Source organism: Synechococcus sp. A18-25c (genome assembly GCF_014280035.1).
Taxonomy (GTDB): Bacteria; Cyanobacteriota; Cyanobacteriia; order PCC-6307; family Cyanobiaceae; genus Synechococcus_C.
In genome coordinates this window covers 1,459,076-1,484,227 of sequence record NZ_CP047957.1, presented here as the reverse complement: position 1 = coordinate 1,484,227, position 25,152 = coordinate 1,459,076, and the positions used below count along the sequence as shown (strand labels likewise).

General features: G+C 55.1%; 32 protein-coding genes. 14 read left to right on the top strand and 18 right to left on the bottom strand.

The features are described from left to right. Positions 1-9 precede the first annotated feature (9 nt). From SynA1825c_RS08285 to SynA1825c_RS08260, 6 genes are all read right to left on the bottom strand, one after another. On the bottom strand, positions 10-1,338 hold the full coding sequence (locus SynA1825c_RS08285) for an O-acetylhomoserine aminocarboxypropyltransferase/cysteine synthase family protein (protein WP_186468876.1): 1,329 nt from the start codon (positions 1,336-1,338) through the stop codon (positions 10-12). 54 nt (positions 1,339-1,392) lie between these two features. Continuing rightward, on the bottom strand, positions 1,393-2,070 hold the full coding sequence (locus tag SynA1825c_RS08280) for a hypothetical protein (protein ID WP_186468875.1): 678 nt from the start codon (positions 2,068-2,070) through the stop codon (positions 1,393-1,395). Positions 2,071-2,156: 86 nt separating this feature from the next. Next, positions 2,157-3,146, bottom strand: a complete 990-nt coding sequence (locus tag SynA1825c_RS08275; protein ID WP_255478326.1) for a lytic transglycosylase domain-containing protein — start codon at positions 3,144-3,146, stop codon at positions 2,157-2,159. Further along, positions 3,146-3,652 carry a DOMON-like domain-containing protein gene (locus SynA1825c_RS08270; RefSeq protein ID WP_255478325.1) on the bottom strand — a complete coding sequence of 169 codons (507 nt, stop codon included), beginning with the start codon at positions 3,650-3,652 and terminating at the stop codon, positions 3,146-3,148. Before SynA1825c_RS08270 ends, SynA1825c_RS08275 begins: the two co-directional genes overlap by 1 nt. Before the next feature lie 876 nt (positions 3,653-4,528). Then, positions 4,529-4,774: a DUF3721 domain-containing protein gene (locus tag SynA1825c_RS08265; RefSeq protein ID WP_186468873.1), complete on the bottom strand. Its 246-nt coding sequence runs from the start codon at positions 4,772-4,774 to the stop codon at positions 4,529-4,531. Positions 4,775-4,806: 32 nt separating this feature from the next. Next, positions 4,807-5,958 carry a phosphotransferase enzyme family protein gene (locus SynA1825c_RS08260; protein ID WP_255476890.1) on the bottom strand — a complete coding sequence of 384 codons (1,152 nt, stop codon included), beginning with the start codon at positions 5,956-5,958 and terminating at the stop codon, positions 4,807-4,809. A gap of 117 nt (positions 5,959-6,075) precedes the next feature. Here SynA1825c_RS08260 and SynA1825c_RS08255 point away from each other — a divergent pair, with 117 nt between their 5' ends. Both SynA1825c_RS08255 and SynA1825c_RS08250 read left to right on the top strand, forming a co-directional pair. Continuing rightward, on the top strand, positions 6,076-7,248 hold the full coding sequence (locus SynA1825c_RS08255) for a DNA repair exonuclease (protein ID WP_255478324.1): 1,173 nt from the start codon (positions 6,076-6,078) through the stop codon (positions 7,246-7,248). After that, positions 7,239-9,902 (top strand): ABC transporter, encoded by a 2,664-nt coding sequence (locus SynA1825c_RS08250; RefSeq protein ID WP_186468871.1) that lies wholly within the window; start codon positions 7,239-7,241, stop codon positions 9,900-9,902. Before SynA1825c_RS08255 ends, SynA1825c_RS08250 begins: the two co-directional genes overlap by 10 nt. A gap of 24 nt (positions 9,903-9,926) precedes the next feature. Here the strand turns inward: SynA1825c_RS08250 and SynA1825c_RS08245 are convergent, their stop codons facing one another. Further along, entirely contained in the window at positions 9,927-11,444 is a 1,518-nt protein-coding gene (locus SynA1825c_RS08245) for a hypothetical protein (protein WP_186468870.1), read from the bottom strand. Between the two features lie 290 nt (positions 11,445-11,734). Here SynA1825c_RS08245 and stpA point away from each other — a divergent pair, with 290 nt between their 5' ends. Both stpA and arsS read left to right on the top strand, forming a co-directional pair. Then, positions 11,735-12,946, top strand: coding sequence for a glucosylglycerol 3-phosphatase (stpA, locus tag SynA1825c_RS08240; protein WP_186468869.1), 1,212 nt, complete (start codon positions 11,735-11,737; stop codon positions 12,944-12,946). Positions 12,947-13,017: 71 nt separating this feature from the next. Then, a complete protein-coding gene (arsS, locus tag SynA1825c_RS08235; protein ID WP_255478323.1) occupies positions 13,018-13,953 on the top strand; it encodes an arsenosugar biosynthesis radical SAM (seleno)protein ArsS in 936 nt (311 codons plus the stop codon). Here arsS and sepF read toward each other — a convergent pair. Then, positions 13,940-14,200 (bottom strand): cell division protein SepF, encoded by a 261-nt coding sequence (sepF, locus tag SynA1825c_RS08230; protein WP_186468867.1) that lies wholly within the window; start codon positions 14,198-14,200, stop codon positions 13,940-13,942. The two genes, arsS and sepF, sit on opposite strands and share 14 nt — an antisense overlap. A gap of 55 nt (positions 14,201-14,255) precedes the next feature. Between sepF and SynA1825c_RS08225 the strand changes: the two genes are divergently transcribed. Continuing rightward, positions 14,256-14,723: a hypothetical protein gene (locus SynA1825c_RS08225; RefSeq protein ID WP_186468866.1), complete on the top strand. Its 468-nt coding sequence runs from the start codon at positions 14,256-14,258 to the stop codon at positions 14,721-14,723. A gap of 4 nt (positions 14,724-14,727) precedes the next feature. Here the strand turns inward: SynA1825c_RS08225 and SynA1825c_RS08220 are convergent, their stop codons facing one another. After that, positions 14,728-15,180 carry a Fur family transcriptional regulator gene (locus SynA1825c_RS08220; RefSeq protein ID WP_186471108.1) on the bottom strand — a complete coding sequence of 151 codons (453 nt, stop codon included), beginning with the start codon at positions 15,178-15,180 and terminating at the stop codon, positions 14,728-14,730. 176 nt (positions 15,181-15,356) lie between these two features. Here SynA1825c_RS08220 and SynA1825c_RS08215 point away from each other — a divergent pair, with 176 nt between their 5' ends. Continuing rightward, positions 15,357-15,569, top strand: a complete 213-nt coding sequence (locus SynA1825c_RS08215) for a hypothetical protein (RefSeq protein WP_186471107.1) — start codon at positions 15,357-15,359, stop codon at positions 15,567-15,569. Here SynA1825c_RS08215 and SynA1825c_RS08210 read toward each other — a convergent pair. Beyond that, positions 15,553-15,918 carry a hypothetical protein gene (locus SynA1825c_RS08210; RefSeq protein WP_186468865.1) on the bottom strand — a complete coding sequence of 122 codons (366 nt, stop codon included), beginning with the start codon at positions 15,916-15,918 and terminating at the stop codon, positions 15,553-15,555. The genes SynA1825c_RS08215 and SynA1825c_RS08210 overlap by 17 nt on opposite strands. 55 nt (positions 15,919-15,973) lie before the next feature. After that, on the bottom strand, positions 15,974-16,183 hold the full coding sequence (locus tag SynA1825c_RS08205) for a hypothetical protein (RefSeq protein WP_186471246.1): 210 nt from the start codon (positions 16,181-16,183) through the stop codon (positions 15,974-15,976). A 291-nt stretch (positions 16,184-16,474) separates the two neighbouring features. On the opposite strand from SynA1825c_RS08205, the gene SynA1825c_RS08200 reads away from it, so the two are divergent. Together SynA1825c_RS08200 and SynA1825c_RS13650 are read left to right on the top strand one after the other, a co-directional pair. After that, positions 16,475-17,005 carry an aromatic acid exporter family protein gene (locus SynA1825c_RS08200; RefSeq protein WP_186468864.1) on the top strand — a complete coding sequence of 177 codons (531 nt, stop codon included), beginning with the start codon at positions 16,475-16,477 and terminating at the stop codon, positions 17,003-17,005. Between the two features lie 43 nt (positions 17,006-17,048). Continuing rightward, positions 17,049-17,537 carry an early protein (E6) gene (locus SynA1825c_RS13650; RefSeq protein WP_255478322.1) on the top strand — a complete coding sequence of 163 codons (489 nt, stop codon included), beginning with the start codon at positions 17,049-17,051 and terminating at the stop codon, positions 17,535-17,537. Positions 17,538-18,369: 832 nt separating this feature from the next. On the opposite strand, the gene SynA1825c_RS08185 is transcribed toward SynA1825c_RS13650, so the two are convergent. The 3 genes from SynA1825c_RS08185 to SynA1825c_RS08175 all read right to left on the bottom strand — a co-directional run bounded on the left by SynA1825c_RS08185 (position 18,370) and on the right by SynA1825c_RS08175 (position 19,727). Beyond that, positions 18,370-18,519: a hypothetical protein gene (locus tag SynA1825c_RS08185; protein WP_186468861.1), complete on the bottom strand. Its 150-nt coding sequence runs from the start codon at positions 18,517-18,519 to the stop codon at positions 18,370-18,372. A 141-nt stretch (positions 18,520-18,660) separates the two neighbouring features. After that, the gene (locus SynA1825c_RS08180; protein WP_186468860.1) at positions 18,661-18,981 is read right to left on the bottom strand and encodes an MgPME-cyclase complex family protein; all 321 of its coding nucleotides are present in this window, start codon (positions 18,979-18,981) and stop codon (positions 18,661-18,663) included. A gap of 5 nt (positions 18,982-18,986) precedes the next feature. Beyond that, positions 18,987-19,727: a pyridoxine 5'-phosphate synthase gene (locus SynA1825c_RS08175; protein WP_186468859.1), complete on the bottom strand. Its 741-nt coding sequence runs from the start codon at positions 19,725-19,727 to the stop codon at positions 18,987-18,989. Positions 19,728-19,861: 134 nt separating this feature from the next. Here SynA1825c_RS08175 and SynA1825c_RS08170 point away from each other — a divergent pair, with 134 nt between their 5' ends. Genes SynA1825c_RS08170 through grxD form a run of 4 tightly spaced genes read left to right on the top strand, consistent with a single transcriptional unit; the run spans position 19,862 to position 21,757 of the window. Further along, positions 19,862-20,557 carry a 1-acyl-sn-glycerol-3-phosphate acyltransferase gene (locus SynA1825c_RS08170; protein ID WP_255476886.1) on the top strand — a complete coding sequence of 232 codons (696 nt, stop codon included), beginning with the start codon at positions 19,862-19,864 and terminating at the stop codon, positions 20,555-20,557. Between the two features lie 25 nt (positions 20,558-20,582). Beyond that, complete coding sequence (locus SynA1825c_RS08165; protein WP_186468858.1) at positions 20,583-21,116, top strand: hypothetical protein; 534 nt, start codon at positions 20,583-20,585, stop codon at positions 21,114-21,116. Positions 21,117-21,173: 57 nt separating this feature from the next. Continuing rightward, the gene (locus SynA1825c_RS08160) at positions 21,174-21,407 is read left to right on the top strand and encodes a BolA family protein (RefSeq protein ID WP_186468857.1); all 234 of its coding nucleotides are present in this window, start codon (positions 21,174-21,176) and stop codon (positions 21,405-21,407) included. A 26-nt stretch (positions 21,408-21,433) separates the two neighbouring features. Continuing rightward, a complete protein-coding gene (gene grxD, locus SynA1825c_RS08155) occupies positions 21,434-21,757 on the top strand; it encodes a Grx4 family monothiol glutaredoxin (RefSeq protein WP_186468856.1) in 324 nt (107 codons plus the stop codon). Here the strand turns inward: grxD and SynA1825c_RS08150 are convergent. Together SynA1825c_RS08150 and SynA1825c_RS08145 are read right to left on the bottom strand one after the other, a co-directional pair. Next, positions 21,723-22,613, bottom strand: coding sequence for an alpha/beta fold hydrolase (locus SynA1825c_RS08150; protein ID WP_186468855.1), 891 nt, complete (start codon positions 22,611-22,613; stop codon positions 21,723-21,725). The genes grxD and SynA1825c_RS08150 overlap by 35 nt on opposite strands. A gap of 14 nt (positions 22,614-22,627) precedes the next feature. Next, the gene (locus tag SynA1825c_RS08145) at positions 22,628-22,897 is read right to left on the bottom strand and encodes a DUF6761 family protein (protein WP_186468854.1); all 270 of its coding nucleotides are present in this window, start codon (positions 22,895-22,897) and stop codon (positions 22,628-22,630) included. A 77-nt stretch (positions 22,898-22,974) separates the two neighbouring features. Between SynA1825c_RS08145 and SynA1825c_RS08140 the strand changes: the two genes are divergently transcribed. Continuing rightward, positions 22,975-23,739 (top strand): response regulator transcription factor, encoded by a 765-nt coding sequence (locus SynA1825c_RS08140; RefSeq protein ID WP_370523140.1) that lies wholly within the window; start codon positions 22,975-22,977, stop codon positions 23,737-23,739. A gap of 215 nt (positions 23,740-23,954) precedes the next feature. Beyond that, a complete protein-coding gene (locus SynA1825c_RS08135) occupies positions 23,955-24,254 on the top strand; it encodes a DUF3104 domain-containing protein (protein ID WP_186468853.1) in 300 nt (99 codons plus the stop codon). A gap of 28 nt (positions 24,255-24,282) precedes the next feature. Here SynA1825c_RS08135 and SynA1825c_RS08130 read toward each other — a convergent pair whose 3' ends face one another. Then, entirely contained in the window at positions 24,283-24,843 is a 561-nt protein-coding gene (locus SynA1825c_RS08130; protein ID WP_186468852.1) for a hypothetical protein, read from the bottom strand. A 3-nt stretch (positions 24,844-24,846) separates the two neighbouring features. Next, positions 24,847-25,131 (bottom strand): hypothetical protein, encoded by a 285-nt coding sequence (locus SynA1825c_RS08125; RefSeq protein ID WP_186468851.1) that lies wholly within the window; start codon positions 25,129-25,131, stop codon positions 24,847-24,849. Between the last annotated feature and the right edge of the window lie 21 nt (positions 25,132-25,152).

Genomic DNA, 25,152 nt, shown 5'->3' with positions numbered 1-25,152 from the left:
TCCTTATCATCAACATCCTGACTTCAAAGCCTGATCAAAGTCAGCCTTAATGTCATCGATGTGCTCAAGTCCTACCGACACTCTGACCATTGTTGGAGTCACTCCTGCAGAGGCTTGTTCTTGTTCGCTTAATTGTTGATGCGTTGTTGATGCAGGATGAATCACAAGTGTTTTTGCGTCTCCTACATTTGCCAGGTGACTCGCCAACTTTAGGCTGTCGATGAAATGTACGGCATCATCGTATCCGCCTTTTAGTGAGAACATCAGCATGCATCCCATTCCACGTCCGCTCAGATATTTCTTGGCCGCAGCGTGATACGGATCGCCGGATAGTCCCGGGTAGCTCACGTGGCTCACCATTGGGTGGTCGTTCAGCCAGGTGGCGAGTTCCATTGCATTTTGAGCGTGTCGCTCGACTCGTAGGCTTAGGGTTTCCAGGCCTTGCAGCAAAAGAAAGCTGTTGAAGGGGCTGACAGCAGGTCCCCAATCGCGTAACCCCTCGACGCGTGCTCTCAACGCAAAGGCAATATTTCGATCGTCAGGCAAACCAAGCATTTTGCAGATCTCACTCCCAAAACCAAATGCATCCCAGTGCACGAGTCCGTGGTATGCAGCACTGGGTTGACTCATCAACGGAAACTTTCCATTTCCCCAATTAAAAGTTCCAGCATCAACAATCACACCGCCGAGGCTCGTACCGTGCCCTCCGATCCATTTTGTGGCGCTTTCGACAACAACATCAGCCCCGTGCTCGATTGGTCGCAACAACGCACCACATGCTCCAAGGGTATTGTCAACGATCAGGGGAATCCCGTTCTCCTTGGCTAATGCTGAGAGACCTTCAAAATCAGGAATGTTGAAGCGTGGGTTACCCATCGCTTCGACGTAGATCGCTTTAGTTCCTTGATCAATCTGTTTTGCAAAGCTTTCAACATCATCGCCATCGGCGAATTTTACGTTAATGCCAAGTCGAGGGAATTGAACTTTGAATTGATTGTATGTTCCTCCGTAGAGATACGAAGTTGAGACAAAATTATCCCCAGCCTGCATGCAGTTGGTGATGGCCAGGAATTGTGCTGATTGGCCTGATGCCGTTGCTAGTGCAGCAACGCCACCTTCCAACGCTGCAACGCGCTTTTCGAAGACATCCGTTGTCGGATTCATCAAGCGTGTGTAGATATTGCCAAATTCCTTCAGGCCAAACAGGTTGGCGCCGTGCTCAGCGTCGTTGAAGACGTAGGAGCTGGTTTGGTAAATCGGAACCGCTCTCGCGTTCGTGGTGGGATCAGGCACCTGACCGGCATGCAGTTGCAGTGTCTCGAAGCGCTGATCTGTCACGGCGTTGGGAGAGTGAGTTGTCTTCGTTCTAGCGTTCAGTTGGGCTACTCGGCTTCAAGCAGCACCAGGATCTGGTTTTTCGCTGTCGGCGAGCGATGGAAGCGTTTGCCGCAGCAGTGGCGTCAGCTGATCGCGAACGTCGTTTCGAAACGATTCAGCGGTGGTTCCGAGCAGTACGGGATAGGACTGATCTCCACTGTCTTCGACCAGGTGCCGCCACTTGCTGTTTTCCTTTTCTTTCAGCGCCGTTAGGGCCGCCTTAAAGTCGTAGCTGCACGCTTGCATCTGATCGGCTGGTAGAGCTGCAGCTTGTGCAGACATTTGGGCGCGGAAATTGTCGAAGGCTTTTGCTTTCAATGTGTCAGGCAAGCCAAGCACCGGTTCGAAATAATCCAGGAGCCGGAGTTCTTCTTCAAGCAAAATCGGCCATGCACCTTGTCCACCATCCTTCAGTTCCATGGCAGCTTCGGCCTCCCTCATGGCATCCAGGTGGAAGCGCAACCAACGGTAGTAAGACTTGTCCTGAGTGCTTTTCTTAGCCGCAGCCTTTCCGGTGACCAAGGCTGGTAAGGCCGCCTCTGCCTTCCGCAGGAACAGGCGATCTTCCCGTTCAAGATTCATCGCACCCCACCGCTGCCGGTAGTCCCAGAGTTCCGCGTAGCGATTTACATCGTCTGCAGACCAGCCGAGACCAGCGAGTTCATCGGCACGATGGGTCAGTTCCTTAGCCACGCAGCTCGTTCAGTCCTGTCCCCAGAAGCGTAGATGGCAGAGGTTTGAACGATGCTGCGTGGATGGTCCATCCACCGGGGTGACGGTTAAGGGTTTGGCGGCGCGCTGTGGGGGTGCTGTTCGAGATAGTCCTCAACGGCAATCGGCTGATCACTGGCATAGCCCTCGTTTAGCCAGAGGTCACCAGCTGACGAGGCGTAATGAATTTGCCATTGATGCAAGCTGCGATACCTGAGGGGGTTCTGCTTGAGCAGAGCTGCGTAGTGGAGGACGGCCTTGCCGTAGTGATCGCTGTTGTTGTAGCCCCACAATCCTTTGCGGATGTCATCGAGGCCTCCTCTGCGGACGAGGTAGCGCGCTGCTGCATGAATGGAGTCCCAGGGATCTCGAATGTCCCCGCCCTGACCGATGCCGGGTTCTGTCCACGTGGTGGGCAAGAACTGCATCGGGCCTTGGGCATTGGCCACAGAAACGCCGTCAATGCGCCCCATCCCGGTCTCCACCAGATTCACGGCTGCCAGAACTTCCCAGTCGATGCCCGTGGCGGATGATGCACTGCGGTAAGCATTGAGCAGTTCATCAACTGATGCTGGAGCTTGGATACGCCAGGCAGGAAGCAGGCTTGACGCTGGTCCACGATGCATCGCTAGAAATTCCCTGCGAGCTGCGATGTGGTGATCAAACACCCAGTGCCATTTAGGGGAGAGTTGATTGCGCACCGCCCTACTCATGCTGGGGTCACGCGACAAGGCCCTGTAGATCACTTGCTGTTGATGAGCCAGAACTGCAACGGTTTCTGATGTGATGTTGGGATCGACAGCAGCCGTTTCCACAAGCGCGATGAGGTCGGCAATCTCCCTTGGCTGTGTTGGCACGACTGGATAGTGCCGGCCATTCGGCGCCAGAGGCAGATCGTCGCGCGTTGGCAGCCCTCTAGCCACGTTCGTGGACTGCGGCAGTGCTCCGGGCTGACCTCTGGTTTCCAACGTCTGGCAAGACACCGTGAGTGGTGAAAGCAAGAGGGGCAATCCCAGCAGCACAGGCATCCAGTTTTTGGATGGTGGTGGATGAGCCATCACCACTTCAAAAAGCTCCTGCGATCGTGAAAGTCTGGTTTGTCCCCGGGATGTTGCAAAGCCCAATAACTGAGACGGCCTGTTTGGGTTTCCAAAACAGCGGAGATGGCCAGCTCTGGAAGTTGTAAACCTTCCCACCAAGGTGACAGGTTCAGGGTGATGCTGCAGCAACACTTCCGATCACTCTGTTTCCAGGACGTCGTCGGGATATCAGTATCAGGCTCTTCCTTTCCTCCGCTGCGATACGCATCGAACTGATAGAGATTCCAGTGTCCTGAAGGCGCCACATTCAGTTCCCAATACTGTTCCGAGTCTGGTTTGCCGAAAAAGGCCTCGAAGCAGGTGTGCTTCCAGAGATTGTCGTGCCTCTTTTCTCTTGCTTCGCTGCCGGACGCGTCAGCAGATGTGATTTTCAGGTCTTGGAGGGTCTCGGTGTCGAGATTGGTCTGAAGATTAAACGTCAGTTCCAGCAAACCCGTCTCCAACCAGAGCACTTCAGCAACCATTTGCAGCGAAGGTTTTGGATCCGACTCAAATGGATAAAGCCTGCAGACCTGCCTCACCATCACGGGGTGTCTACCCATGGTTCAAGGTCCCTGCTGTGATCGCGCTGGCCTGCATCAAGATCTCGCCTGGACCTGGGTGGTCATGGGCAGTGTGCACCCTTCCCTCCATCAGCACCACCCGTTCAACCTGTCTGCAGGATGAACCGCCTTCGTTGGAGCACGTTGTGACGGCACCGATTCAATGGGCTTTGGTGGGTCTGTTGCATGCAGCCAATGCGCTCCTTCGCTTCAGCGTTGCCTACCAATTGATTGATGCAAGCAACTGATTTGGTGTGTTTAAAGCTGTGAAATCCTTGGCTGGGTCATTGCTTCGAATGAATGACTGACCGGCCATCTGATCGGTTGTTTCTGTAAGAGTTTCCCCGATGCACTTGCGGAGCTTGCAAATGATTGATGGGCTCGATCAATATTTCCTCCTGGAATGGTTGTCTGCCTGGCTGGTGCTGAACTGGGGCGCGCATCTGGCTTTGACTCAGAACGTTGAAGAGCCTCGGGGGGATCGGCGATCCTGGCCTCGTGCGACTGAGCAATTTCCCTACATCCTCCACGCCGCTGTGATCGGTTGGCTCATCCAATGGTCCTGGCAGTTGCTTCCTCCGATTGGATAGGGGTTGCCGCAAGGCATGGATAACCCCAGGGAGTCACGGTTTTGTTCGGGCCATCCGTCCATCAGCAGACGCTCTCTGCATGCCTGTCCTTCCAACCAAAACAAAGCTGCTTCCCCCTGGCGCCATGCGGAAAGGGACGCGTCGTTGACTCCTCCTCACGGTCCGTTAGCGATCAGGCCTCAACGGGTCCAGATCTTGAGATCCTGGTTCAGTGTTGGTGGCCGTGACTGTGATCATGGCCGCTGTGGTCATCGCTGCCGATGTTGTCTTCTTCGCAGGGGAGCCAGATCCCTTCCCATTCATAGGCACCTTCGCAGCCAAGCTCCTGGGCTTTGGATAGAGCCTCTGCCTCGGTGGCATATCCGAATTCATCCTCTGCAGCAACGGCCGAAGCCGTCAACAAACTGAGAATGGTGGTGCCGGTGACAATCAGCAGATGGATGGGAGAGGTCATGGATTGTCTGCGATCTGAAGTGTTACTAGCAGTCATCCATCTTGAGGAGGACCGGTAACCACGTGGTGGTTTTTGCGCTGTTGAGAGAGCTCACCGATCAGAGTCTGGATGGCAGACCACTGGGCTTCGATTGATTCGGTCAACGCAAACTGAACTCTCGCGCGATCTAAGTTCTGGTTGGCCCGATCCGTTCGGAAATAACGATCGCCTGCGAGGTGATCCGTGAGAAAGCGCAGGCCCAGTTCCAGAGGGATCAATCGGATGCAGTCCGGCAAATAGTGGAAATCTTCCGGCGTCAAAAAAGAACGCCCGATGCTGAGATAGCCCTCGAGAATCGCCCGACACAGCTGGAGATCAAACGACACCCGGTCGGGCGTCAGTGTTTCCTCCCCGAGTCGGTTGCAGCCTGAACGCAGGCAGTCGCCAATGTCGTAGTGCACAAGCCCTGGCTTCACGGTGTCGAGATCAATCAGGCCAACGGCTTGACCGCTGACGTCATCGATCATCACGTTGTTGATCTTTGGATCCCCGTGAATCGGACGCCGGTGCAGAACGCCTGATTCGCAAGCCTTCTCAAGCACATCAAGGCCTTGCCGTCGTGCGTTCACAAAGTCCAGAGCTGCGTTCAGCTGCTCGTCGGTGTTGGGCTTCGCGGTCGCCAAAACGGCATCAAATTCCGACAGATAGGTGGGCGTGACATGGAAGTTTTCCAGGGTGTCTGCCAATTCCTTGGTTGGCAAATCACTGATCAGGTGGTGGAACATTCCCAAGCCGTAGCCCAGTTCACGGGCTTGGGTAGCGTTTTCAATCACATCACTCGTGGTGGCCGCTCCGATGTACGTGATGGACCGCCAAAATTCGCCTTGATGTTCAACCCAGTGGGCCTCCTCATCGAGGGTGGGCAACACTTTCGGGACTTCCCAACGCCTGCCTGTGAGTTCCGGGGGTTGTGCGGCCAGCTTTTGCTCGACGTGATCACCCAGGCGTAGAAGATTGCGCATCACCAGCTCGGGTTGTTCAAACACCTCCCGGTTCAGGCGTTGCATCACGAAGGCCTGGCGTGGGGCATTTTCGGCCAGCGTCACCAGAAAGGTGTCATTCACATTGCCGGATCCAAGCTGCTGGATTTCAGCGATCTGGTCAGGCGGATGAAAAAGCCCAGCAATGGTCTGCAGGATCGACATGGAACCTGAAGCGGATGCAGACACGTCCAATCGCATGGGTCTCAAGGCAAAACATCGCGCCTTTTGGTGTGCCTGACAGAACGCAGTGTGCGGTCAATCAGCCGGGAAGGCGGCAGCATGGGTTCCGATCACTCAACGGCACTGGTGCCAAGGATTCTCCACACGGCTGATTGGCAGATCGGCAAGCCTTATCGGTGGATCGATGATGGCCAGAAACAAGCACGCCTGCAGCAGGAGCGCGTAGAGGCGGTCGGGCGAATTGCCGAGATTGCGCGTCAGGAGGATGTTGACGCGGTCTTGGTGGCAGGGGATCTGTTTGATTCCAGCACCGTTCCTGCAGCCACGGTGATGGAGGTGTTGGAGGTGGTGGGGTCCATGTCCTGCCCTGTTCTTGTAATCCCTGGGAACCACGATCACGGGGGTGTCGGAGGGATCTGGCGACGTGAAGACCTTCAGCGTCAGATGCAAGATCGTGCGACCAATCTTCAGCTCCTTCTCGCTTCCGAGCCGGTCTTGGTGGCGGGAATCACCGTGTTGCCGTGCCCATTGTTGCGACAGCACGAAAGCCGCAACCCATTGCTCTGGCTTGAACAACTCGATTGGCAGACGCTCGATCCGTCAGCCCCCAGGGTGGTTCTGGCCCATGGCTCGGTTCAGGGGTTTGGTAACGAAGATTCCGTCAATCGGTTGGTCTTGGATCGATTGCCGTCGGATGAAATTGATTATGTGGCACTCGGTGATTGGCATGGATTGATGTCGGTTGATCGCAAGGCCTGGTACCCCGGAACGCCCGAACCAGATCGCTTCCCCAATGGTCCTGATGACAACCGTTCACAAGTGTTGTTGGTTGATTTAGCCCGCAACCTCCCAGCTGAAGTCAGACCTCACGCGACAGGTCGGTTTCAGTGGCATCGCATCACGATGACGCTCAATGGTGATGGCGATTTGGCAAGGCTGGAGCAATGCTTGAGCGACTGCATCGGCCGACGTGTAGGGCGCGATTTGCTGCGTCTTGAACTGAATGGACAGCTGGGTTGGTCGGCTCACCAGACTCTTCAGAATCGATTGGAGGATTTGCGGGAGCAGTTGCTCCATTTACGTCTGCGAGGGGAGTTGCATCGCCTCCAGACGGCTCTTGAGCGTGACCAGCTTTTGGATCGCTTGGAAAGTCCTTTGGTGAATGCGATCGCGAGAGACCTCCAGGAGGAGCTTGAGCAAGCCATTGATCCCGTCGCCGAGCAGGCTCTGATCGAACTGCATCGTCTTTGCGCTGCTGACCCATGCGCTTGATTCGCTGCCGACTGGAGAGCGTTCGCCGGCATCGTGTGTTGGAGCTGAGCTTTGCAACGGGATTGACGTTGGTCGGTGGTTCCAATGAATCCGGCAAGAGTTCATTGGTTGAGGCGATGCATCGCGCGCTCTTCGTCAAAGCCACTGCCACTGGAGCCGCTATCAGGGACCTTCGCTCGTTGACCCATGCCGGATACCCCCAGGTGGAGCTCACTTTTGAGGCCAAGGGGCACTGTTGGTCTCTGCAGAAGTGCTTTCGCGGGGCTAGTGGCACCAGCCGACTCAGTCGAGCTGGGCAGGAGGCTTTTCTGGGCGCTGATGCAGAAGATCACTTGGCCAGCTTGCTGGGTGTCGACGAGACCATCGGCAGCCGCCAGGCGAACCGAATGCTTCCGACGCGTTGGTCCCATTTGTGGGTGATGCAGGGACTTGCCGGCAGAAACCTGCTTGATCTGGATGCCAAGTACTACGACTTGAATGGGTTGATTGCAGCGCTGGAAACCCAAGCGGAAGAGTCACTGCAGTCGCCATTGGATCAGCATGTCTACGAACAACTTGAGTCGTTAGTCGCGGCAAGCCTGACCAGTCGAGGGGTCAAGCAAAACAGCGAACTTTGGAAGCGGCGACAGGAACTCCAGCAAGCGATCGAGCAGCGAAACGAAGCCGAAGAGAGGCTGGCGACCTACGAGCGAGCCTGCCGAGACTTGGATGACAATGAACAAGCTCTTGCTGAACTCGAGCGGCAAGCTCCTGAACTGCAGCGTCTTCGTCAGCAACACACGGATCTGAAGGATCTTCAACAGCGTCTGGCTCCCTTGCGCCTTCAACAGCAGCAGTGGCAGCAGGAACTCAACGGTCTGAGATATCTGAACAACGCCATCAAAACTGCAGAAACGGCCATGGTTAAAGCACGCCGTGCATTGGAGATTCAGGTTCAGGCTTCTCAGAACCGCATTCAAGATTTGGAGAAACAGCAGACGCTGCTTGATCAACAGGATCGAGAGCGGCTGAGCCTCGAAGAACGCGGCCAATTCCTTCGGCGAGGTCAGGATCAACAACGTCTACGGGCCAGGATTGATCAGATTCAACGCCGCCGTGAGCAACAACTGAAACTGGAACATCAGCAGGCTGAGCTCCGCCGTGGTTTGCGGACGATGCCCGGTGGGGATGCCAAAGCGTTGTCTGAACTCCAAACCCAGCATCGTCGACTGCGTGAGCTGGAGATCCGACTTCAGAGCATGGCGTCGCGCATTGAGGTGATCACAACTGATCTCGGGGTGACTGTGGATGGCGAATCCGTCGCCACCGGAGAGGCGGTTCACCGGGCAGGCGCCTTTCGTGTCGTCGTTGGAGATGGTGTCGAGCTCGTAGTGAGTCCTGGTGAAGGCACAGGCTGTTCAGAACTGATTGACGAACAGGAGCGTGCGCGAACGCAATTGCAGGCCGCTCTGACGATCTGGGGCGTTGACAGTGTGGATGCTGCTGAAGCTCAGTGTCGAAGCCGTGACCAGCAACAACAGGCGTTGTCGTTGATCGATGCACGGTTGCGTCAACTAGTAGAGCAAGACGGCCCATCTGAGAGCTCTGAAGCTCTGGAGAAACTGCAGACCCAGCTGGATGCTCTGCAGCAGCAGGCCGCCGCGTTTGAGCCCGAGCACTTGCCAGCGGAGATCGTTGATTTTGATCAAGCGCTCGAAGAATGCCGTCAGCAATATCGAGCTGCGCAGGAGCAACTGCGCACCTTGAAACAGCGCCTGGACCAGTCCGATCAAGCCCATCAGCGCAAGGAGCGGCAGTTGCAGCAGCACCGACTGCACCTGGAGCTGCTGGTGGTCGAGCATCGCCAAAAGATGGATCAAAAAGGGGCGATTGAGGAGCGGCAGGGATCACCCGATCAGATCCGCACTCGCCTTGAGGCCGTCACGCAGGAGTGTGAGCAGCTTCAACAGAAACTGGATCAGGTGTGTGAGGCCAGCGGGTTGGCCCCAGGTCTCGATGCTTCGCAGGCGCTGGTTGCACTGGATGACCGAGAACAACGCTTGAATCGACAACTCGCGGATCTCAACCGCGAACGCGGTGCTCTCTTGGAGCGTTGCGAGCGGCTTGGTCACCGCGAGCTTCATGCTGAGTTGGAGGAAGCCATTCAGCGGCAGGAGGTTGCTGTTCAGGCAGAACAGCAGGAGACACAACTTGTGGATGCGCGCGTGTTGCTGTTAAAGCGTTTTCAGTCGGCCAGGTCAGACTTGTCACAGCGTTATTCCGCTCCGCTGAGCAACAGCATTGATGGCTTCCTGGCTCCATTGCTTCAGGAGTCCGGCGATCGTTCCGAACTGCGGTTTGATGCAAAGGAGGGGTTCAGTGATCTGCGTTTGCAGCGTTCGGGCCAAAGCATGGATTTTGCCCAGCTCAGTGGAGGCCTAAAAGAACAATTGAATGCAGCAGTTCGGATGGCCATGGCACACACTCTGTCTGAGGCCCACGATGGTTGTTTGCCTTTGTTGTTCGATGATGCTTTCACCAACACAGACCCAAGGCGTCTGGAGCTTGTGAAGCGCATGTTGCGTCAGGCTGTGGACCTTGGCCTTCAAGTGGTGGTCTTGAGTTGTGATCCTGATCCCTATGTTGAGATTGCTGATCACGTGGTCTCGCTGTAGTTCCAAACGCGCAGCACTTGGTTTTTAAAGTGCGTTTTCTATCACATTCATGGCTTTGAGATAAGCAGGGGTTTTATTGTCGCCATCTTGTTCTTCAAGGCCATTGTCATCCCCGATGAGACGTCGTGCATTGTCAGCAACAACGGCGTTCACCAGAAGATCCATCGCTTCATTTTGATCGAGATTCTGAAGTGCTTCGGCGTAGCGGCGGCTGTGGGTTGGTCGCACGGATTCCTGGCAATAGTTCGATAATTCGCGGCTTTCTGTCATCACGGAAAAAGCCACATCCTTCGTTGCTGAGTTTCCGTAAATGGCCATGTACAGAAGATTCACCATGGACGCATCGTGAACAGGAATCGCATATTTGCGCGCAATCTGCGGCCAATATCGCAAGGCTTTTAGGCCTTCCAAGCCGCCTTTCCGAAGCCCCTCATTTTCACACCATTGCTCCAGTTCCTCCATGGAGTGCGGGCAGCGTTGTTCCCTGCGCATCTGCTCTGCCATGACTTGTCCGGCCTGGAAATTCCGGGTGGGTTTGCCCGAGACGGGCTGCATCATGCTGCCGCGTACATCGGCAACCATGGCGGTGAGTTGGGCAAAGGTGTGGTCGCGTACTTTTTCCATGTCTCCACCGCGCACCAACGCAGCTTCGATGCGCTGCACTCCGTAACCCAGTTCCGTCAGGGCAAAAGGCTGGCGGTTGTAAAGGCTCTGTCTGTTACGACGGGCCATCGACACGGTGGCAGCCTGGTCCAGACACTGATCCAGCAGAAGCGTCAGCAAGGTCGGCAAGACACCGGGATTGTCCTGGTGATAGGCGTACCCGAATCCAGCGAACACTGAGGACATGTTCTTGGCGGCCTTGATGTATTGACCTTCAACGTTGTGGACCCCTGCAGACACCTGAATGTTCGGGGATAGGCGGTCAAGCATGCGAGCTCCCCACAGTGCTGTTAGGGCATTGGGATGACAGAAATTGGCCGTGAAACTGTCGAGGGGATTGCGCAGAGCTCCGTGCCGATGGAATCCGGAGAAAAATCCCAGGCTGGGCACCTTTTCGCACAGCACATAAGACTCGTTGGCGATGTTGTCATGGCCGAACGATCCCGCGAGACAGGCCAACACCACGTGCTGCCGGCCAAGCTCTTCCCGTAAGCGACAGGCTTCCTGAAGATCCTCTTCCACATGGTTGCTGTTGGCACTCAGCACCACCAGCTCACAGCGCCTCAGCAGATCCGCCAGTGAATTGGCGCGGCGCCCGCCTTCGTGGGCATGCGATCCCATCCTCTCCACGGAGGCAACATGTTGAGGATCCATTCCGTCGAGAGCGGATTGAGGAAAGGCTCCGAGAAGATCTCGTCCTGGGCGTGGAGCGAGCAGGAGATTGTCTTCATCCCTTTGCTGCATGGCGCAGTTGTAAGCAAGGGATGCCGGATAAAGGCCCACGCTGTAGAACCCCACCTTGCCCCGCTCCAACTCCCAGACCCGTTGACGGACCTGATCACGATCCAGGCTGCGCGGGAAGAAGCCGTTGGATTGCATTTGCTCAGAAAAGCTGAGACTCATTGCCGCAACCGGATGGGTGTGAGTGGATCGTGGTCGTGCTTCCAGTCTGCTTCACGAGTTCGACCCACCCGATCGTCCCTTGATCGCTCACTGCTGGGAGGCTGTTGATGGTGCTACGCAGGCCCACTCGGCCTCTTCGCTTCTGCTGTACCCCGAGATCGCGCCCATGCTCGCCCTGCCTACCGGCGTGTAATGGGTCTGAAGTGATTGGCGATCCAGGGCGTGCATGGGATGGTGAACACCATCGCTGGCATGACAGAACACTGATGGATCTTGACGCTTTGCATCAGGAGCTGGTCTCCAGCCCAGATCTCTTGATTGTTCAAGACCTCGATGGTGTCTGCATGCCCTTAGTGCGGGATCCACTTACCCGCCAGCTGCCGGCGGACTACGTGAAGGCCGCGTCGCGCTTGCGTGGCAGTTTCTCGGTGCTGACCAATGGTGAGCACGAAGGTCGACGCGGCGTGAATCGCCTCGTTGAGCAGGGGTTGGATGATCCTGGTCAGGCGCGGCGGGATGGCTTGTATCTCCCAGGGTTGGCGGCCGGTGGTGTTCAGCTCCAAGACGAATTTGGTTGCCTGTCCCACCCAGGGGTCAGCGATGAAGAAATGGCGTTTCTCGCCGCAGTTCCGGAGCATCTGGCAACCCTGCTCGCTCAGGTTTTGCCGGATCGGATGCCCGAGCTCAGCCGTGATGAGCTTCACACCGAAATTGATCGCGCCATTCTCGACATGCAGGTGGCACCAACGATCAATCTCAACAGCCTTTATTCCAGGGTTCCTGGAAACGTGCTTCGTCAGCGTTCGCTGCAGGCGATGTTGGAAAGCGTGATGCAGGAGTTGATGGCGATGGCTGCGGACCAGGGGTTGTCGGAGTCATTCTTCCTTCATGTCGCTCCGAACTTGGGCCGTGATGCGCAAGGGAAAGAGCGTTTGAAACCCGCAACGCAGGGTGATGTCGGCAGTACGGATATTCAATTCATGCTGCGTGGTTCGATCAAGGAGGTGGGATTGCTCGTGTTGATCAATCGCCATATTGCCGCTCGCACGGGCACAGCCCCGTTGGGGGATCACTTCAACGTCCGCACCGCACCTCACGACCACAACTCCCTAATCGAACTCTGCAAGGAGCGAATCCCTCGCGATCAGATGCCCCATCTGGTTGGCGTCGGTGACACGGTCACATCCACACCTTGCTCATCCGGTGAAGGGTGGTTGAGAGGCGGAAGTGATCGAGGCTTCCTCACGCTTCTCCAGGAACTGGGAGAGACCTTCGGACAATCCAATCGTGTGGTGCTTGTTGACAGCAGTGGCGGTGAAGTGGATCGACCATCATTCTCGGATGGAACGTTCGAAGGAATTAGTGACCCGGACGATCCGCTCCAATTTGACGTCTGCATCCCGGGAGGCCCAAATCAATATGTGGCGTGGTTCATCGGGATGGCGCAAGCACGAAGCATGGCGTGCCTAGGCCGTTGATGTCGGCAGAATCAACATCAGCTGCTTCCTCAAAGCTGGTCACATCAACGCCACCGTTCAATTCTGAATCGTTGTCTTTTCCCCCGCTTCGTCGTCAGCGTTTGTCGACCCTGCAGGTGAATCTGGGATATCGCTGCAACCAGTCCTGCAGTCATTGTCATGTGAATGCAGGCCCCTGGCGTCAGGAAATGATGGCCCCGGACTTGATTGAGCTGATTCCTGAGGTGCTTGCAGCTCAGAATTTGGCCTGCTTGGACCTGACTGGTGGGGCTCCGGAACTTCACCCTCAGTTCCGGTGGCTTGTTGCCGCCGCGCGTGCTTTGGGCGTGACCGTGATTGATCGCTGCAATCTGACGATTCTCAGCGAACCCGGCCAAGAGGATCTGGCTCGTTTTCTTGCTGATGAAGGTGTTCGTGTTGTGGCATCACTGCCCTGTTATGAGCAGGAACGCGTGGACCAGCAGCGTGGACAGGGGGTATATGAACGCAGTATTGCCGGGCTCAAGCTGTTGAATCAGCTTGGCTATGCCCAGCCTGATTCCTCGCTGGAGCTGGATTTGGTGTTCAATCCGTTGGGCCCTGCACTGCCTCCCCCGCAAGCGGCGTTGGAGAAGCAGTATCGAGAGGCTTTGCTGCAGTCCCATGGGATTCGCTTCTCCCATCTGCTCACAATCACCAACATGCCGATCCAGCGCTTTGCGAGGGATCTCCAGCATCAGGGTGCTCTGGAGAGTTACATGTCGAGCCTCAAGGCAGCTCATCGTTCCGACAACCTGAGTCAAGTGATGTGCCGGAGTTTGATCAGCGTCAATTGGACAGGCTCACTCTTCGACTGTGATTTCAATCAGCAACTCGATCTACCGACCGCTGGAACCGCTCGTCAACTGATCGATCTGCTCCATACCGAAGATGGATTGATCGAGCAGCCCATCGCTGTGGCTGATCACTGTTTTGGTTGCACTGCTGGAGGTGGTTCCTCCTGCGGGGGTGCCCTCAGCTCTGGGTGACCATCGTGGTGGCTGGGGTGAACAGGAACACCAGCTCACCCAACCGATACTCCTGTCCGTCAAGGGCGCGAACGCCACCTGAAACGAAATCAGCAGTCCGTTGAGCTGTAATGGCGTCCATGTGGCTCAGATCAAGCACCACGCTCTGTTGTCCACGCACCGCCAAGACGGCTGACATGCCTTCATCGATGGAATGAGGACAGATCAGCGTGAACGTGTGCGAACCGTTGGCAGCTTGAGGATTCATCAATGACAGCCTGCCAATCTTTGAGTCCGGCTGCACAAAGCGTCATCATGCGCCCATGACTGAACCTGCAACACCTGATCCCTCACCAGCGCACTGCGGTAGTAAGCCCAAGCGTTTCGCGGTTGGGATTGCTCCACTAGGAACGGTCTCCATCGGCATCGTCCCGATGGGCGTCATCTGCATTGGTGTGGTGCCCATGGGCGTGGTTTCTATCGGTGTGGTCGCGATGGGAGTGATCAACCTGGCCATCGTCGGAATGGGGTTGTTGGCGGTTGGTGTCAACACAATGGGTGTCTGGACAGCCGGTCCGATGAGCATGGGTCTCGTCCGTTTGGGTGGACAGGGCCAAGGTCATGACCACAGCTCCCATCAGGGTTCAGTCCGTTCAGAGGATCCGCGCTTCTTGGCCTACCCCACCCGCGCTGAAGCGGAGTCGCAGGCGAAGTTGATTGGCTGTGAAGGTGTGCATCAGATGGGCAGTCACTGGATGGCATGCTCAGAACATCCAGCAGACCATCGCTAGAACCTCAACGGCAATCTCGACAGATGCCCCGCACATTCAGGCTGGAATCAATCAGTTCGAAATCGAATTGACCACAGGCGTCACGACCGGCTTGAAGCACCGCCTCGCTTTCGAACTCTTCTGTTCGACCGCAGCGGACGCACACCAGGTGGTGGTGATGGATGTGCTCCGCGTCAGCCAGTTCAAATCGACTGCCTCCCTCGCGCAGCTCCAGCTCCTGCAGGAAGTCCATCTCCACCAGCAACCGCAGTGTCCGGTAGATAGTGGCCAGCGACACCTTCGATTGTTGATCCACCAATTGGCGATGGACCTCTTCTGCACTGAGGTGACTGCCACTGCCAATCTGTTCGAACAGATCTAGAACCAACCGACGCTGTGGGGTCATGCGTCTCCCGTCTTGGTGCAGACCCTTTTTCAGGGTTCCATTCGCTTCAGCCGGTGAGCTTGCTGGCGACATGGAGAGCGGAAGCATCGTTTCTCAATAGTAAGCACTATTGAGACTGAGGAACAGGGGGGTGTGGTCCAGAGGAGGCGCATGGTCGGGTGGACGATCACCGGAGGCAATGAAAAGTGAACCCGATAAAATGAGCAGATTCTTCGATGAGTTGAGTGTCAGTCCCCTGGTCCGTGACGATGCGCTTCATCGCAAGCGGGCTCTTTCTGATCGCTCATGGTCTGCTGGTGTTAGAGCACATTGCATTGGGGACAGCCCTTCACGGTGTCGCTGAAGTGTTTCTGGCCCCCTGGGCTCTGCGGCATCGAGCCTGGGATCTGATCGTCATCGGTTTGATTTTCTGTATTTTCGATTTGTGGGGCACTCTTCGCTTGATCAACGTGATTGGTTGATCGGAAGTGTCTCCATCCACCAGCGGTACACACGTCCAGCATGTGCTGGATGATTGGAGGGAATGGTGACGACGATCAACTTTTGATTGTTCAGCCGATAGTCATATCGACAGAAACCAACCCCAGTTCCGGAGCAAGAAGCCAATGACGACAGGCTGTTCCCAGCGAGCACATATTCAAAAGGCTGGGCTTGATCCTCTGGGTCAGGTTCCCAACCCGAAGCTGTCAGTGTCTGATCAGCGTGGAGAATCGACTGACCTTGCTTGAGGTCGGGTGACAGCGTCTCAGCAGTGGCTGCAGTGATCAGGCTGGTGAACGCAAGTCCAAAGAAGACCAGGAAGCAACGCATGCCAGTGGAAATCGCACTTCAGGCATAGCCATGGCGCAGCGATTGGGGCCACAGCTCAGATCTGCTCGTCTTCCGCTTCACGGGCTCCCACGACAAGAGCTGCAAGGAAAGGAAGGATGGCTAAAGCAGTGAGGATTTCCATGGTGTCTGAGCGATAAGAGATCATCACGGTTTCATCCAACGTTGTGCCGTTGCAACTGTTACTGCTCAGACTGTCGTTTGCTGCGGTGGCTGAGTTGTTGGTCACTGGATTCGTACCTGACATGTTGCTCAAACAGGCATTGAAATTGGATCAGCGATTTGACTTCCGCGTGAAATTAATCCACTGATTCACATTGGTTCCCACTGACCACACAAGGCGCACGGGCTTCCGGACAAGCGTTTTGATGTGTTTTGTTGCTTCCAATGACTCACTGAATCAGTTGTCTCACCGTTGCAGCCTTTTGCTGTGCGCTAAACGGTCACACTTGGTGCTCTGAGACAAATCTGTTGTTCACCTATGAATTTTGCCTTAACGTTGATTTGATCGTTGTGATCCTGATCGCTGGAGTGCTAGGTGGCTAATCCAACAAAAAAGCGACAAAACCGACACGAACAACTGATTCTGTCAGCGCAATTGGCACTTGGGGCTTTACTGGCTTACTCGGTTGGCTTTCGTTTTACTGCTTTATTTCCTGACTATTTACCGAAGATCGGTGGTTTATGGTCTGCCATCTCAGTGGTTGTTGTGATTCAGGCAACTCGGCGTGAAACCACCAGCTCTGCGTTTCTTAGGATTGTCGGTTCCGCTATTGGTGCTTTGGTCAGTGGTCTTTATCTCACATTGTTCAAATTCAGTGCCATCGGGCTTGGGTTGTCTGTTCTCATCACAGGACTGATCTGCACAAGTTTGAATTGTCCAAATTTCAGCCGACTGTCAGCCATCACTGTTCTTGTTGTGATGGTGACAGCAAGTTTGGATTCAGCACTGAATCCCATGGTCAATGCCCTGCTTCGATTGGCTGAGTCATGCATTGGTTCAATGATTGCCTTTGGTGTCGTCGTTCTTTGGCCACAGCATTGGGGGCGTCGTTCGATCGAGCCTTAAGAGTGATGTGACTGTCTCCTATGTCCTTGATTGAGAGTCTCTGATGCCATCAAAGCCAAGAAATCGTGTCGGAGAAGTCTATGGACGTCTCACTGTTGTGAGGTCGTCTGAACGCAGAACCAAGAGTGGCAATGCGTATTGGTGGTGTCGTTGTGTTTGTGGTCGAGAAAGAGAAGTTCCGAGTGACAAGCTTTCGCACAACACAACTCGACGAAAGCCAGTGGTGACGGCTTGTCTCGAATGTTCAAAGGAATTGCAGGTTGAAGGCGTCTACGCGAAGAATGATCGCGAGGAGGTTGAACGACGCAATCAGGCTAAAGAGAATCGAGAACGGCTGGTCGGCCAAGTGCCTGATGCCTGGTTGAGGATGCCATTCACCGATGCTCATGCTCGAGAGTTGGGAGAACTTCACTTCTTCCGGGGGACTCGTTGTCTTCGCAATCATCTGGCTCCTTATCGAATCAACGGAGGATGTTTAGCCTGTGCTGGGCAGGTTCCTTCTGCGTTGGTGAATCCGCCTGCTAAAGAGTGAAGCGACCGTTTTGAGTTGATTCAAGCTCATTGCAAAGAATATTTTACCCAAAGGGTCAAAGCGTCGTGATCATCAGAAGCAACGGTTGCCGTTTTTATGACCATCTGATCATCTCAACGCTCGTTCATGATCCACGATCTCAGACTCTTTGGACCCAGCAATGCCAGGAGGAGAAGAAAGTACAACTGATTCAATCATTCCTGGTCTTTCTAGTGTCAATTCCCACGGGTTGTCAGGAATGAAACAAATCAATCCTTGATTTAATCAAAAGAATGACGAATGGAGCTCGATTCGGGCTACTTCCGAGAAGGATCGTTGCATAAGCTGGCGCTCGTTGATGGTTGCCAATTCAACTTATTACGCCGGAGCGATGGTCTTGTCATTCATTGCCATTGAGTGTGTGCCACTGAAAAGATTCTCGAGAAGTGGCGATTAGTGGGCAGATTTTGTTTTCCAGATTGAAAGGATAAATGCGTTTTATATGCCATTATCGATTGCCAAAAAGCCTCAGGTATTGATCGTCAGTCGATGATCTTTTCACTGATTAGAATTTCCGCAATTCCCGCTGTCCAGCTGAACTTGTTCCTGTTGAAGTTGGTGCTGACGGAGCACTTGGTACCACTCCTTCGTTGGAGTTGTTCACGCAGTCCTTCGGCTCTTTGATGGCTAAAACAATCACAGCCATCGACAGCAGAGCTACGGCAATCGAGTGGATCGGTGCCCGAAATGTTTTGTTCATACTGCCATTTTGCAGCGAGCTTTCTCAGGATGTCTTGGAGTGGCGGATCTCGATGGTTCCCTTCAAGCACCCTGGGAATTGGCGTGCCTGATGTCAACTCGCCTTTTTTTTCATCCACCCCAAAAGCATCTCCACCACTTCACCTCTGCTGTTGGTGCCCCACTCACGCTGTCGCTTGTCCAGCACCGCCACTAGTTCAGGGCTGAGTTCAACCGTGTTGTCCTGTTCGTCGCGAGACTCCATGGTCATTAATCAACACCGAGCTTTTTTAGCTCTGGTCAGATCATTTGTCCTGTGTTGGCCCTTGTTGTGATTGCGTCAAGCCCATGGATGGGCGCATCCAACGCAGCATGTTGAGCGTCACAGCGCCAGATGGGCAAAGATTCAGCTGGCTGATGCCAGCGGATCGGGGATCACATCCGTGGGTGCCTCGAATGTCCCTTGGAGGACAAACTCAAGTCGCAGCTTCAAGAAGGTAATGAATTTGGCGTCAGTGGAAACCACCGCTGCAGCAGGCTGGGGCAGTTGGCCTTTGATGTCAGACAGGCTTGGGCTGTCAAGAAACACGGGCTGCCGAACCAGCCAGAAGTCAATGTCCTTGTTCTCTTCGGCGTAGTGGCGACGGCGTTCTTTGAGAACCTCCTCAAGCGGCTCCTCTTGGGTCAGAAAGCGCTCGCTTGCAGCAACGAAGTGGTACACGGTCATGGCGCTCAGCTTCCAAACAAGGGCTCACGCCGGGGATTCTGTACCAAAGCGCGCATTTCACTCACAGCAGCTTTCAAGCCGACGGCTAACGCCCTGGCAATGATGGTGTGACCGATGTTCAACTCCTCCATCCCCTCAATGGCCGCGATGGGCTCCACGTTCTGGTAGGTGAGGCCATGCCCGGCGTTCACTCTCAGCCCCATCGATCGAGCCCACGCCGTGGCCTCCGTCAGCCTGGCGAGTTCCTGCGGTTGATGTTGCCAGTCAGCTTCCGCATAAGTGCCTGTGTGGAGTTCAACCCAACGCGCCCCTGAGTCTGCACAGGCTTTGAGTTGAGCTGGATCGGGATCAACGAACAGGCTGACGGGAATACCAGCAGCCTGCAGCCGCTGAATCATGTCGCTCAGCGTTCCCTGCTGCATTGCCACATCGAGGCCGCCTTCGGTGGTGACCTCTTCGCGCCGTTCCGGCACAAGCGTCACCATGTCGGGTTGGATCCGCAGGGCAATGGAGACCATCTCCTCTGTTGCAGCCATCTCCAGGTTTAAACGGCTTCGAACCGTTTGCCTTAACAGTTCAACGTCCCTGTCTTGGATGTGGCGCCGATCTTCACGCAGGTGAACGGTGATTCCATCAGCTCCACCCAGTTCCGCCAAGAGGGCCATTGGAACTGGATCAGGTTCAACGGTGCGCCGGGCTTGGCGCACGTTGGCAATGTGGTCAATATTCACGCCAAGGCTGGCCACAACACGGTCTCAACGAAGCTCGAATCCTATTCAGCTCAACCCGTGTGACGGCCGAAGGATCAACTGCCCAGCCGAACGGATTCAGTCGGATTCTCACCAGTACTTTCTTGGAAGTGGAAGTTCGGACCAAGGCGGTGTCCAGCACCCTGGCGACACGTGCATCAGCTCTTGAAACGGATATCAATCCGTTTTGGGCACCCTTGGCCATGATCCTCACCCAAGACGTGGCCCTGCATTACCTGCGTGGCCGCACGGTGCTTGGTGCTGAAAATCTTCCCAAACAAGGCCCCGTCCTTCTGGCGCCCACCCATCGAGCCCGTTGGGACGCGCTGATGATCCCGATGGCCGCTGGTCGTCGTGTGACGGGTCGTGATTGCCGCTTCATGGTCACCCGCACCGAGATGTCAGGCCTGCAGGGATGGTTTCTGCACCGGCTTGGTTGCTTTGCTGTTGATCAACAGAAACCGTCGTTGACCACCCTGCGTTTCGCGTTGGATTTGCTTGAAAGTGGCCAACAACTGGTGGTGTTCCCTGAAGGCCGGATCAACCGCACAGATGATCCGATCAAACTCGAACAGGGTTTGGTGCGTCTTGCGCAGCTGGCGCATCGACATGGCGTGAATGTGCAAGTTGTTCCAGTGGGACTTGCCTACAACCCAGCCCGACCTGGTCCTCGCAGTCGTTCGGCCATTTGCTTCGCTCCTGCACTGTCGGTTCAAGGAAAAGGCAAAGACGAAACTCTTCGTTTTAACCATGAACTGGCCGCCAGCATGCATACGGCTGAACAAGCGGCCCGGGAATGTATCGATCGACCACTCCATTGCACGTAAAGTCCGCGCAATGAAACCTGGTTCCATGCGTTCACGCCTCTTCTGTTCAGCGTTAGCCCTGACGGCAGGCTTGATCGCCAGTCCAGCCATGGCTCAGTCGGCGTCAGAGTCCCCCAGTGCAGCCACCAAGGTTCTGGCGTCAAGCGGTTCTGGTTTCAACGTTTCAGCTGTTGAGTCTCTGATCGAGCGCGGTGACGCCGCTGTGGCAGCAGGCAACCTTGTGCAAGCCAAAAAGGATTACGACAACGCCAGAACAGCTTCTAAGCAATTGCTGGCGTTTTATCGCGATCTGTCCGGCGCGTTCCGTGGCCTTGATGCCCGAATTCCTCGCGAGATGGACACCAAAGGACGCGAAGCGCTCGTGCTTCTGGCCCAGACCAATCTTCGTCTTGCAGCCCTGTTCCGCCGCCAAGGTCAGCCGGAAATCGCTGTTCCGGTACTGGTGGAGGTTGTTCGTCTGATGACTCCCGCTAAGCCGGAAGGTCAAAAGGCCTATCAGAGCTTGATCGAACTTGGATTCGTCGAAACCCCATACCGTGGGGCCAGTGCTTTGGAGTGATGCCAGCCGGCATCTGCCTCCATCTGCCAGCATCGGGTCAGTTCACTCCATGAGTTCATGGTCCAGCCGGACGCCGTCTGCTCCGCGATCCGTCGTGCCATTCCCGACGCTCAAGTGAGCGTTGAGGACCTCACCGGTGGCGGTGACCACCTCCAGGTCAGTGTGGTCTCTACGGCATTTGATGGTCTGAACAAAATCCGTCAGCACCAGTTGGTGTATCGGGCTCTGAAGGAAGAGCTTGCTTCGGAAGCCATTCATGCCTTGGCGTTAAACACTTCCACACCTTCCTAAATTTTCCAACCCTGAAATTTTCAAAAATGGACACTCAGACGCAAACCCGAATCGAAAGCCTAATTAAGTCGAGCCCGGTCTTCGTTTTCATGAAGGGGACCAAGCTGATGCCGCAATGTGGATTTTCAAACAATGTGGTGCAGATCCTCAATGCATTGGGTGTGAGTTTTGAAACCTTTGATGTTCTCTCCGACATGGAGATTCGCCAAGGTATTAAAGAGTTTTCAGATTGGCCAACAATCCCTCAGGTTTATGTGCAGGGAGAATTCATGGGTGGCTCTGACATCTTGATTGAGATGTACAACGACGGTACTCTCAAAGAAAAGCTGGACATCGCTCTTGCAAGCTGATCCCTGAATCCAAGAATGTCTTGACGACCTCGATGTAGTCAGCATTATTATCGATGTAGGTTTTGTGACCTGCATCGAGCAACACTTTGAGTTGTGCGTTGGTCCCAATTTGATCCCTTGCTTCTTGCAGAGTTCTTGGTGTTGCTGTGTCATATTCACCGCAAATCAAGAGGGTCGGAATTGAAATTTGGTTGAGGCTTGGAAAAAAGTCGAGATTTCCAAGTACACCCGAATGCTCAAATTCACTAGATCCCCACATCTGATTGTAGAGAGTTGTGTTGGATCGCCTACGTTCAGCAAGCAGTGTGTTGATGAATTGATTGTTTCTTGAAAAATGTCGACGTTCAAACTCAGCATCGATATCAGCAACCTTTCCCAAATCAGATTTAATTTTGTCTACCAACGCGTTGCAGTCTTCAATCCATCGTCGTGTCGACAACAGTGGCGATGAGAGCACCAAGGCACTGACGCGCTCTGGATGATTCAGACAAAACTGCGTCATCACACTTCCACCCCAGGAGTGACCCAGGAGTGAGGTGCGTTCAATCTCGAGCCGATTGAGAATCTGTAATGGCTCAAAAGCAAACCGCTCCAGTGTTCTTTGCTCAGGCAGCAGTTCTGCCGGGGATGAGAACGATCCGAGTTGGTCGTAAAAGATCAAAGGCCTTTGGTCTGCCAGTGCGTGCAAAGCGTCATAGAGACCGACGCTGGAACCACCAGGTCCTCCGTGGGTCACCAGCAGGGGTGTTCGTGTCCGTTCTGGCTCCCCATGGGGCTGGTAGAGGCGAATCTCAACATCACCGCCCTGAACTGGGATGCGCTGAACCTGTTCGAGCGAATGGCGATTGATGGCCATGCCGAGACCAGGTCTTAGTACTGATTGGGATGTTGATACAAGGTTCTGACATCTCCTTCCGGGCCAATGAAGCTCGATGGATCAAGAATCCAACGCTCAATCAACATCTCCAACTTGGTCATCTCTCTTGGATCGAGATCCCCAGACCGACGCAATGCATGCAGATAGCCGTCTGCGTAGAGCCGAAGTTCTGACGGACCGTGGTAGCGCGTGGTCAACTCCTGACAGGCATCACACAGAGCCTGGAAGTGACGAATTGCTTCCGGGTGCTGAAGGGATGTCATCTTTGTTGAGGACGGCAGCCTCTGCTACCAGCGTGCCAGAATAATGGCTCTAGCCTAAAGCGGTTTTCAAACGCTGTGTGACCTCTTCCTCCCACGATCTTCTCGTTCATGGATCCGGTCAGGCTCCAGTGCAGCAGCAAAGCACGGCTTCACTCGCTGCACGTGAGCCGGCACGGATTCTTGTGGTCGAACCCCACCCGACCCTACGAACGGTGCTCGTTCAGCGCCTTCGCCAAGATGGTCATCTCACGGCTGCCGTTTCATCCTGCGAAGAAGCGCTTGAGCTTTGTCAAGAACAAGCTCCAGACCTGTTGGTGAGCGCTGAGTTGCTTGAACACAGCTCAGCCCTCAGGCTGGGTCAGCAATTGCGTTGCCCCGTGATTGTTCTGACAGCAAGAAGCGGAGCTGAACCGGTCGTTGGCCTCCTGGACGATGGAGCCGATGACGTTCTCCGCAAGCCGTTTGGTCTAGAAGAGCTTGCAGCCCGTTGTCGCACGCTTCTCAAGCGCGGGCGGAGTGGTCTGCAGGAGCGCGTGACTGTGGGGCCCCTGGAAGTGCATCTGCTGCTTCGACAAGTCACGTTGCGAGAGCAGCCCGTTGAACTCAGCCCCCGCGAATTCGCCTTGCTTTGTGCCCTCTTGATGCCGCCGGGGATGGTGCGCAGTCGTCAAGAACTCCTCCGCATGGCGTGGCCTCCGTTCAGTGGTGGACCCCGATCTGTGGATACCCAAGTGCTGACGCTGCGTCGCAAGCTCGAGCAGGCTGGCCTCGGTGAAGGTGGCGGAATCACCACAGTCCGCCAGCAGGGCTATCGATTCAGCCTCGACAATTTGCCGGAGTAGCGGATCTTTTGCTGCCTCCTGCTGGGTGAGGCAGGACCTGATGAGGATTGGTCTCTCGGGATGACACCTCATCCGCTTCCGATTGGTCTTGTTGTCGCGGATCAAGTTCAATCCGCGCCCGTTCATCACCATCAACGGAGGTTGAGGCAGTGGCTCGCCATGTACTTGCCATGCCCGATGACCACGGCTAGAACAAATGTATTGGCAATGGAGTGATGCTCGCTCAGTCTTTTTCAGGCAACCCGGCGCCGGAACCTGTCTTTCTGAATGTCAGGCCAGGTCAGCTGGTGATTGTCCAGAACGAGGCCACGCCTGGGTCTCAGTGCAGTCAAGATTGGTGGATGGGCCAGGTTCTCCATTGCACGGGTGGCGCGAGAAACCCCAACAACCACAACCTTTTCCAGATCATCGACGTTGACGACGGGATGATCCGCTGGGTGAACGCTGATCTCGTCAGCCATATCCTGCACAGCCTTGATGGGCTGCATGAGCGCAAGCACGCAATCGATGACTGAGCAGGTGTTGTATCCAGCATTGGCTTGATCAGCCTGGAACGCCCATGGGAATCACCAACCATCTCTGCTGAAGGGCTATCGCAACGGCCACTTCGATCACGAACATTGCCAAGGAGAGACTGAACAACAACTGATACGTCCAAGGAGGTGTCAGCCGTCCAATCGATGCCGTGTCAAGACCTGTTTGCTGCTGAACAATCGACAGGAATCGATCAAATCGTTCCAGTCGCTGTGGAAGCAGTCGGTGGCCATGTCCCACAGTTTTGATGTAGTAAACAGTTCCTCCCTGGCTGGTGCCGACAGGCACCAAGCGTTTGACGTCTTTCCATGGCAGCGACCAGCCACGACGCAGCAGCCAACGGCACCAATCAGGATGCCCCACTTGAATCCCTGATTGATCAACTGAGACCTGTTCGCTGAGCATGGCCAACACCAAGGCCAAACCAACGGGGGCTGCAATCCAAAGCAGGGGCTGCAGATCCTCAGGGGCCATCAGGGGTAAAGGGAACACCAGGGCTAGATATACACAGACCAAGGTTCCACGAATCAATAGTGAAAGTTGAAATCGTTCTCGCACAGATTCGTTCATGGATTAGCGATCCTCCGGGGAGCCTGGTTGAGGCTCGATCACCTCATTCGGCCGGTAGTCGCCATTGAAAACTTCGGCTTCTCGACCTTTCCAAAATTCACCGAGACGCATCAGATCGGCATGCGCTTCCTGCAAAGCTCGAAGGTATTGCTCCGGTGGCATCTGATCGCGTGACTCTTTGAGCTTGGTGAGGCGGAGCATCTGTAGCATCCAGGGCTTGCTCAGCTCGCCACGACTTTCCAGGTAGCGGGCTAGATCAGCAGAACTGGGTTGCGGTGCCGAAGCCATCACGTTCAATCTGACGTCGAA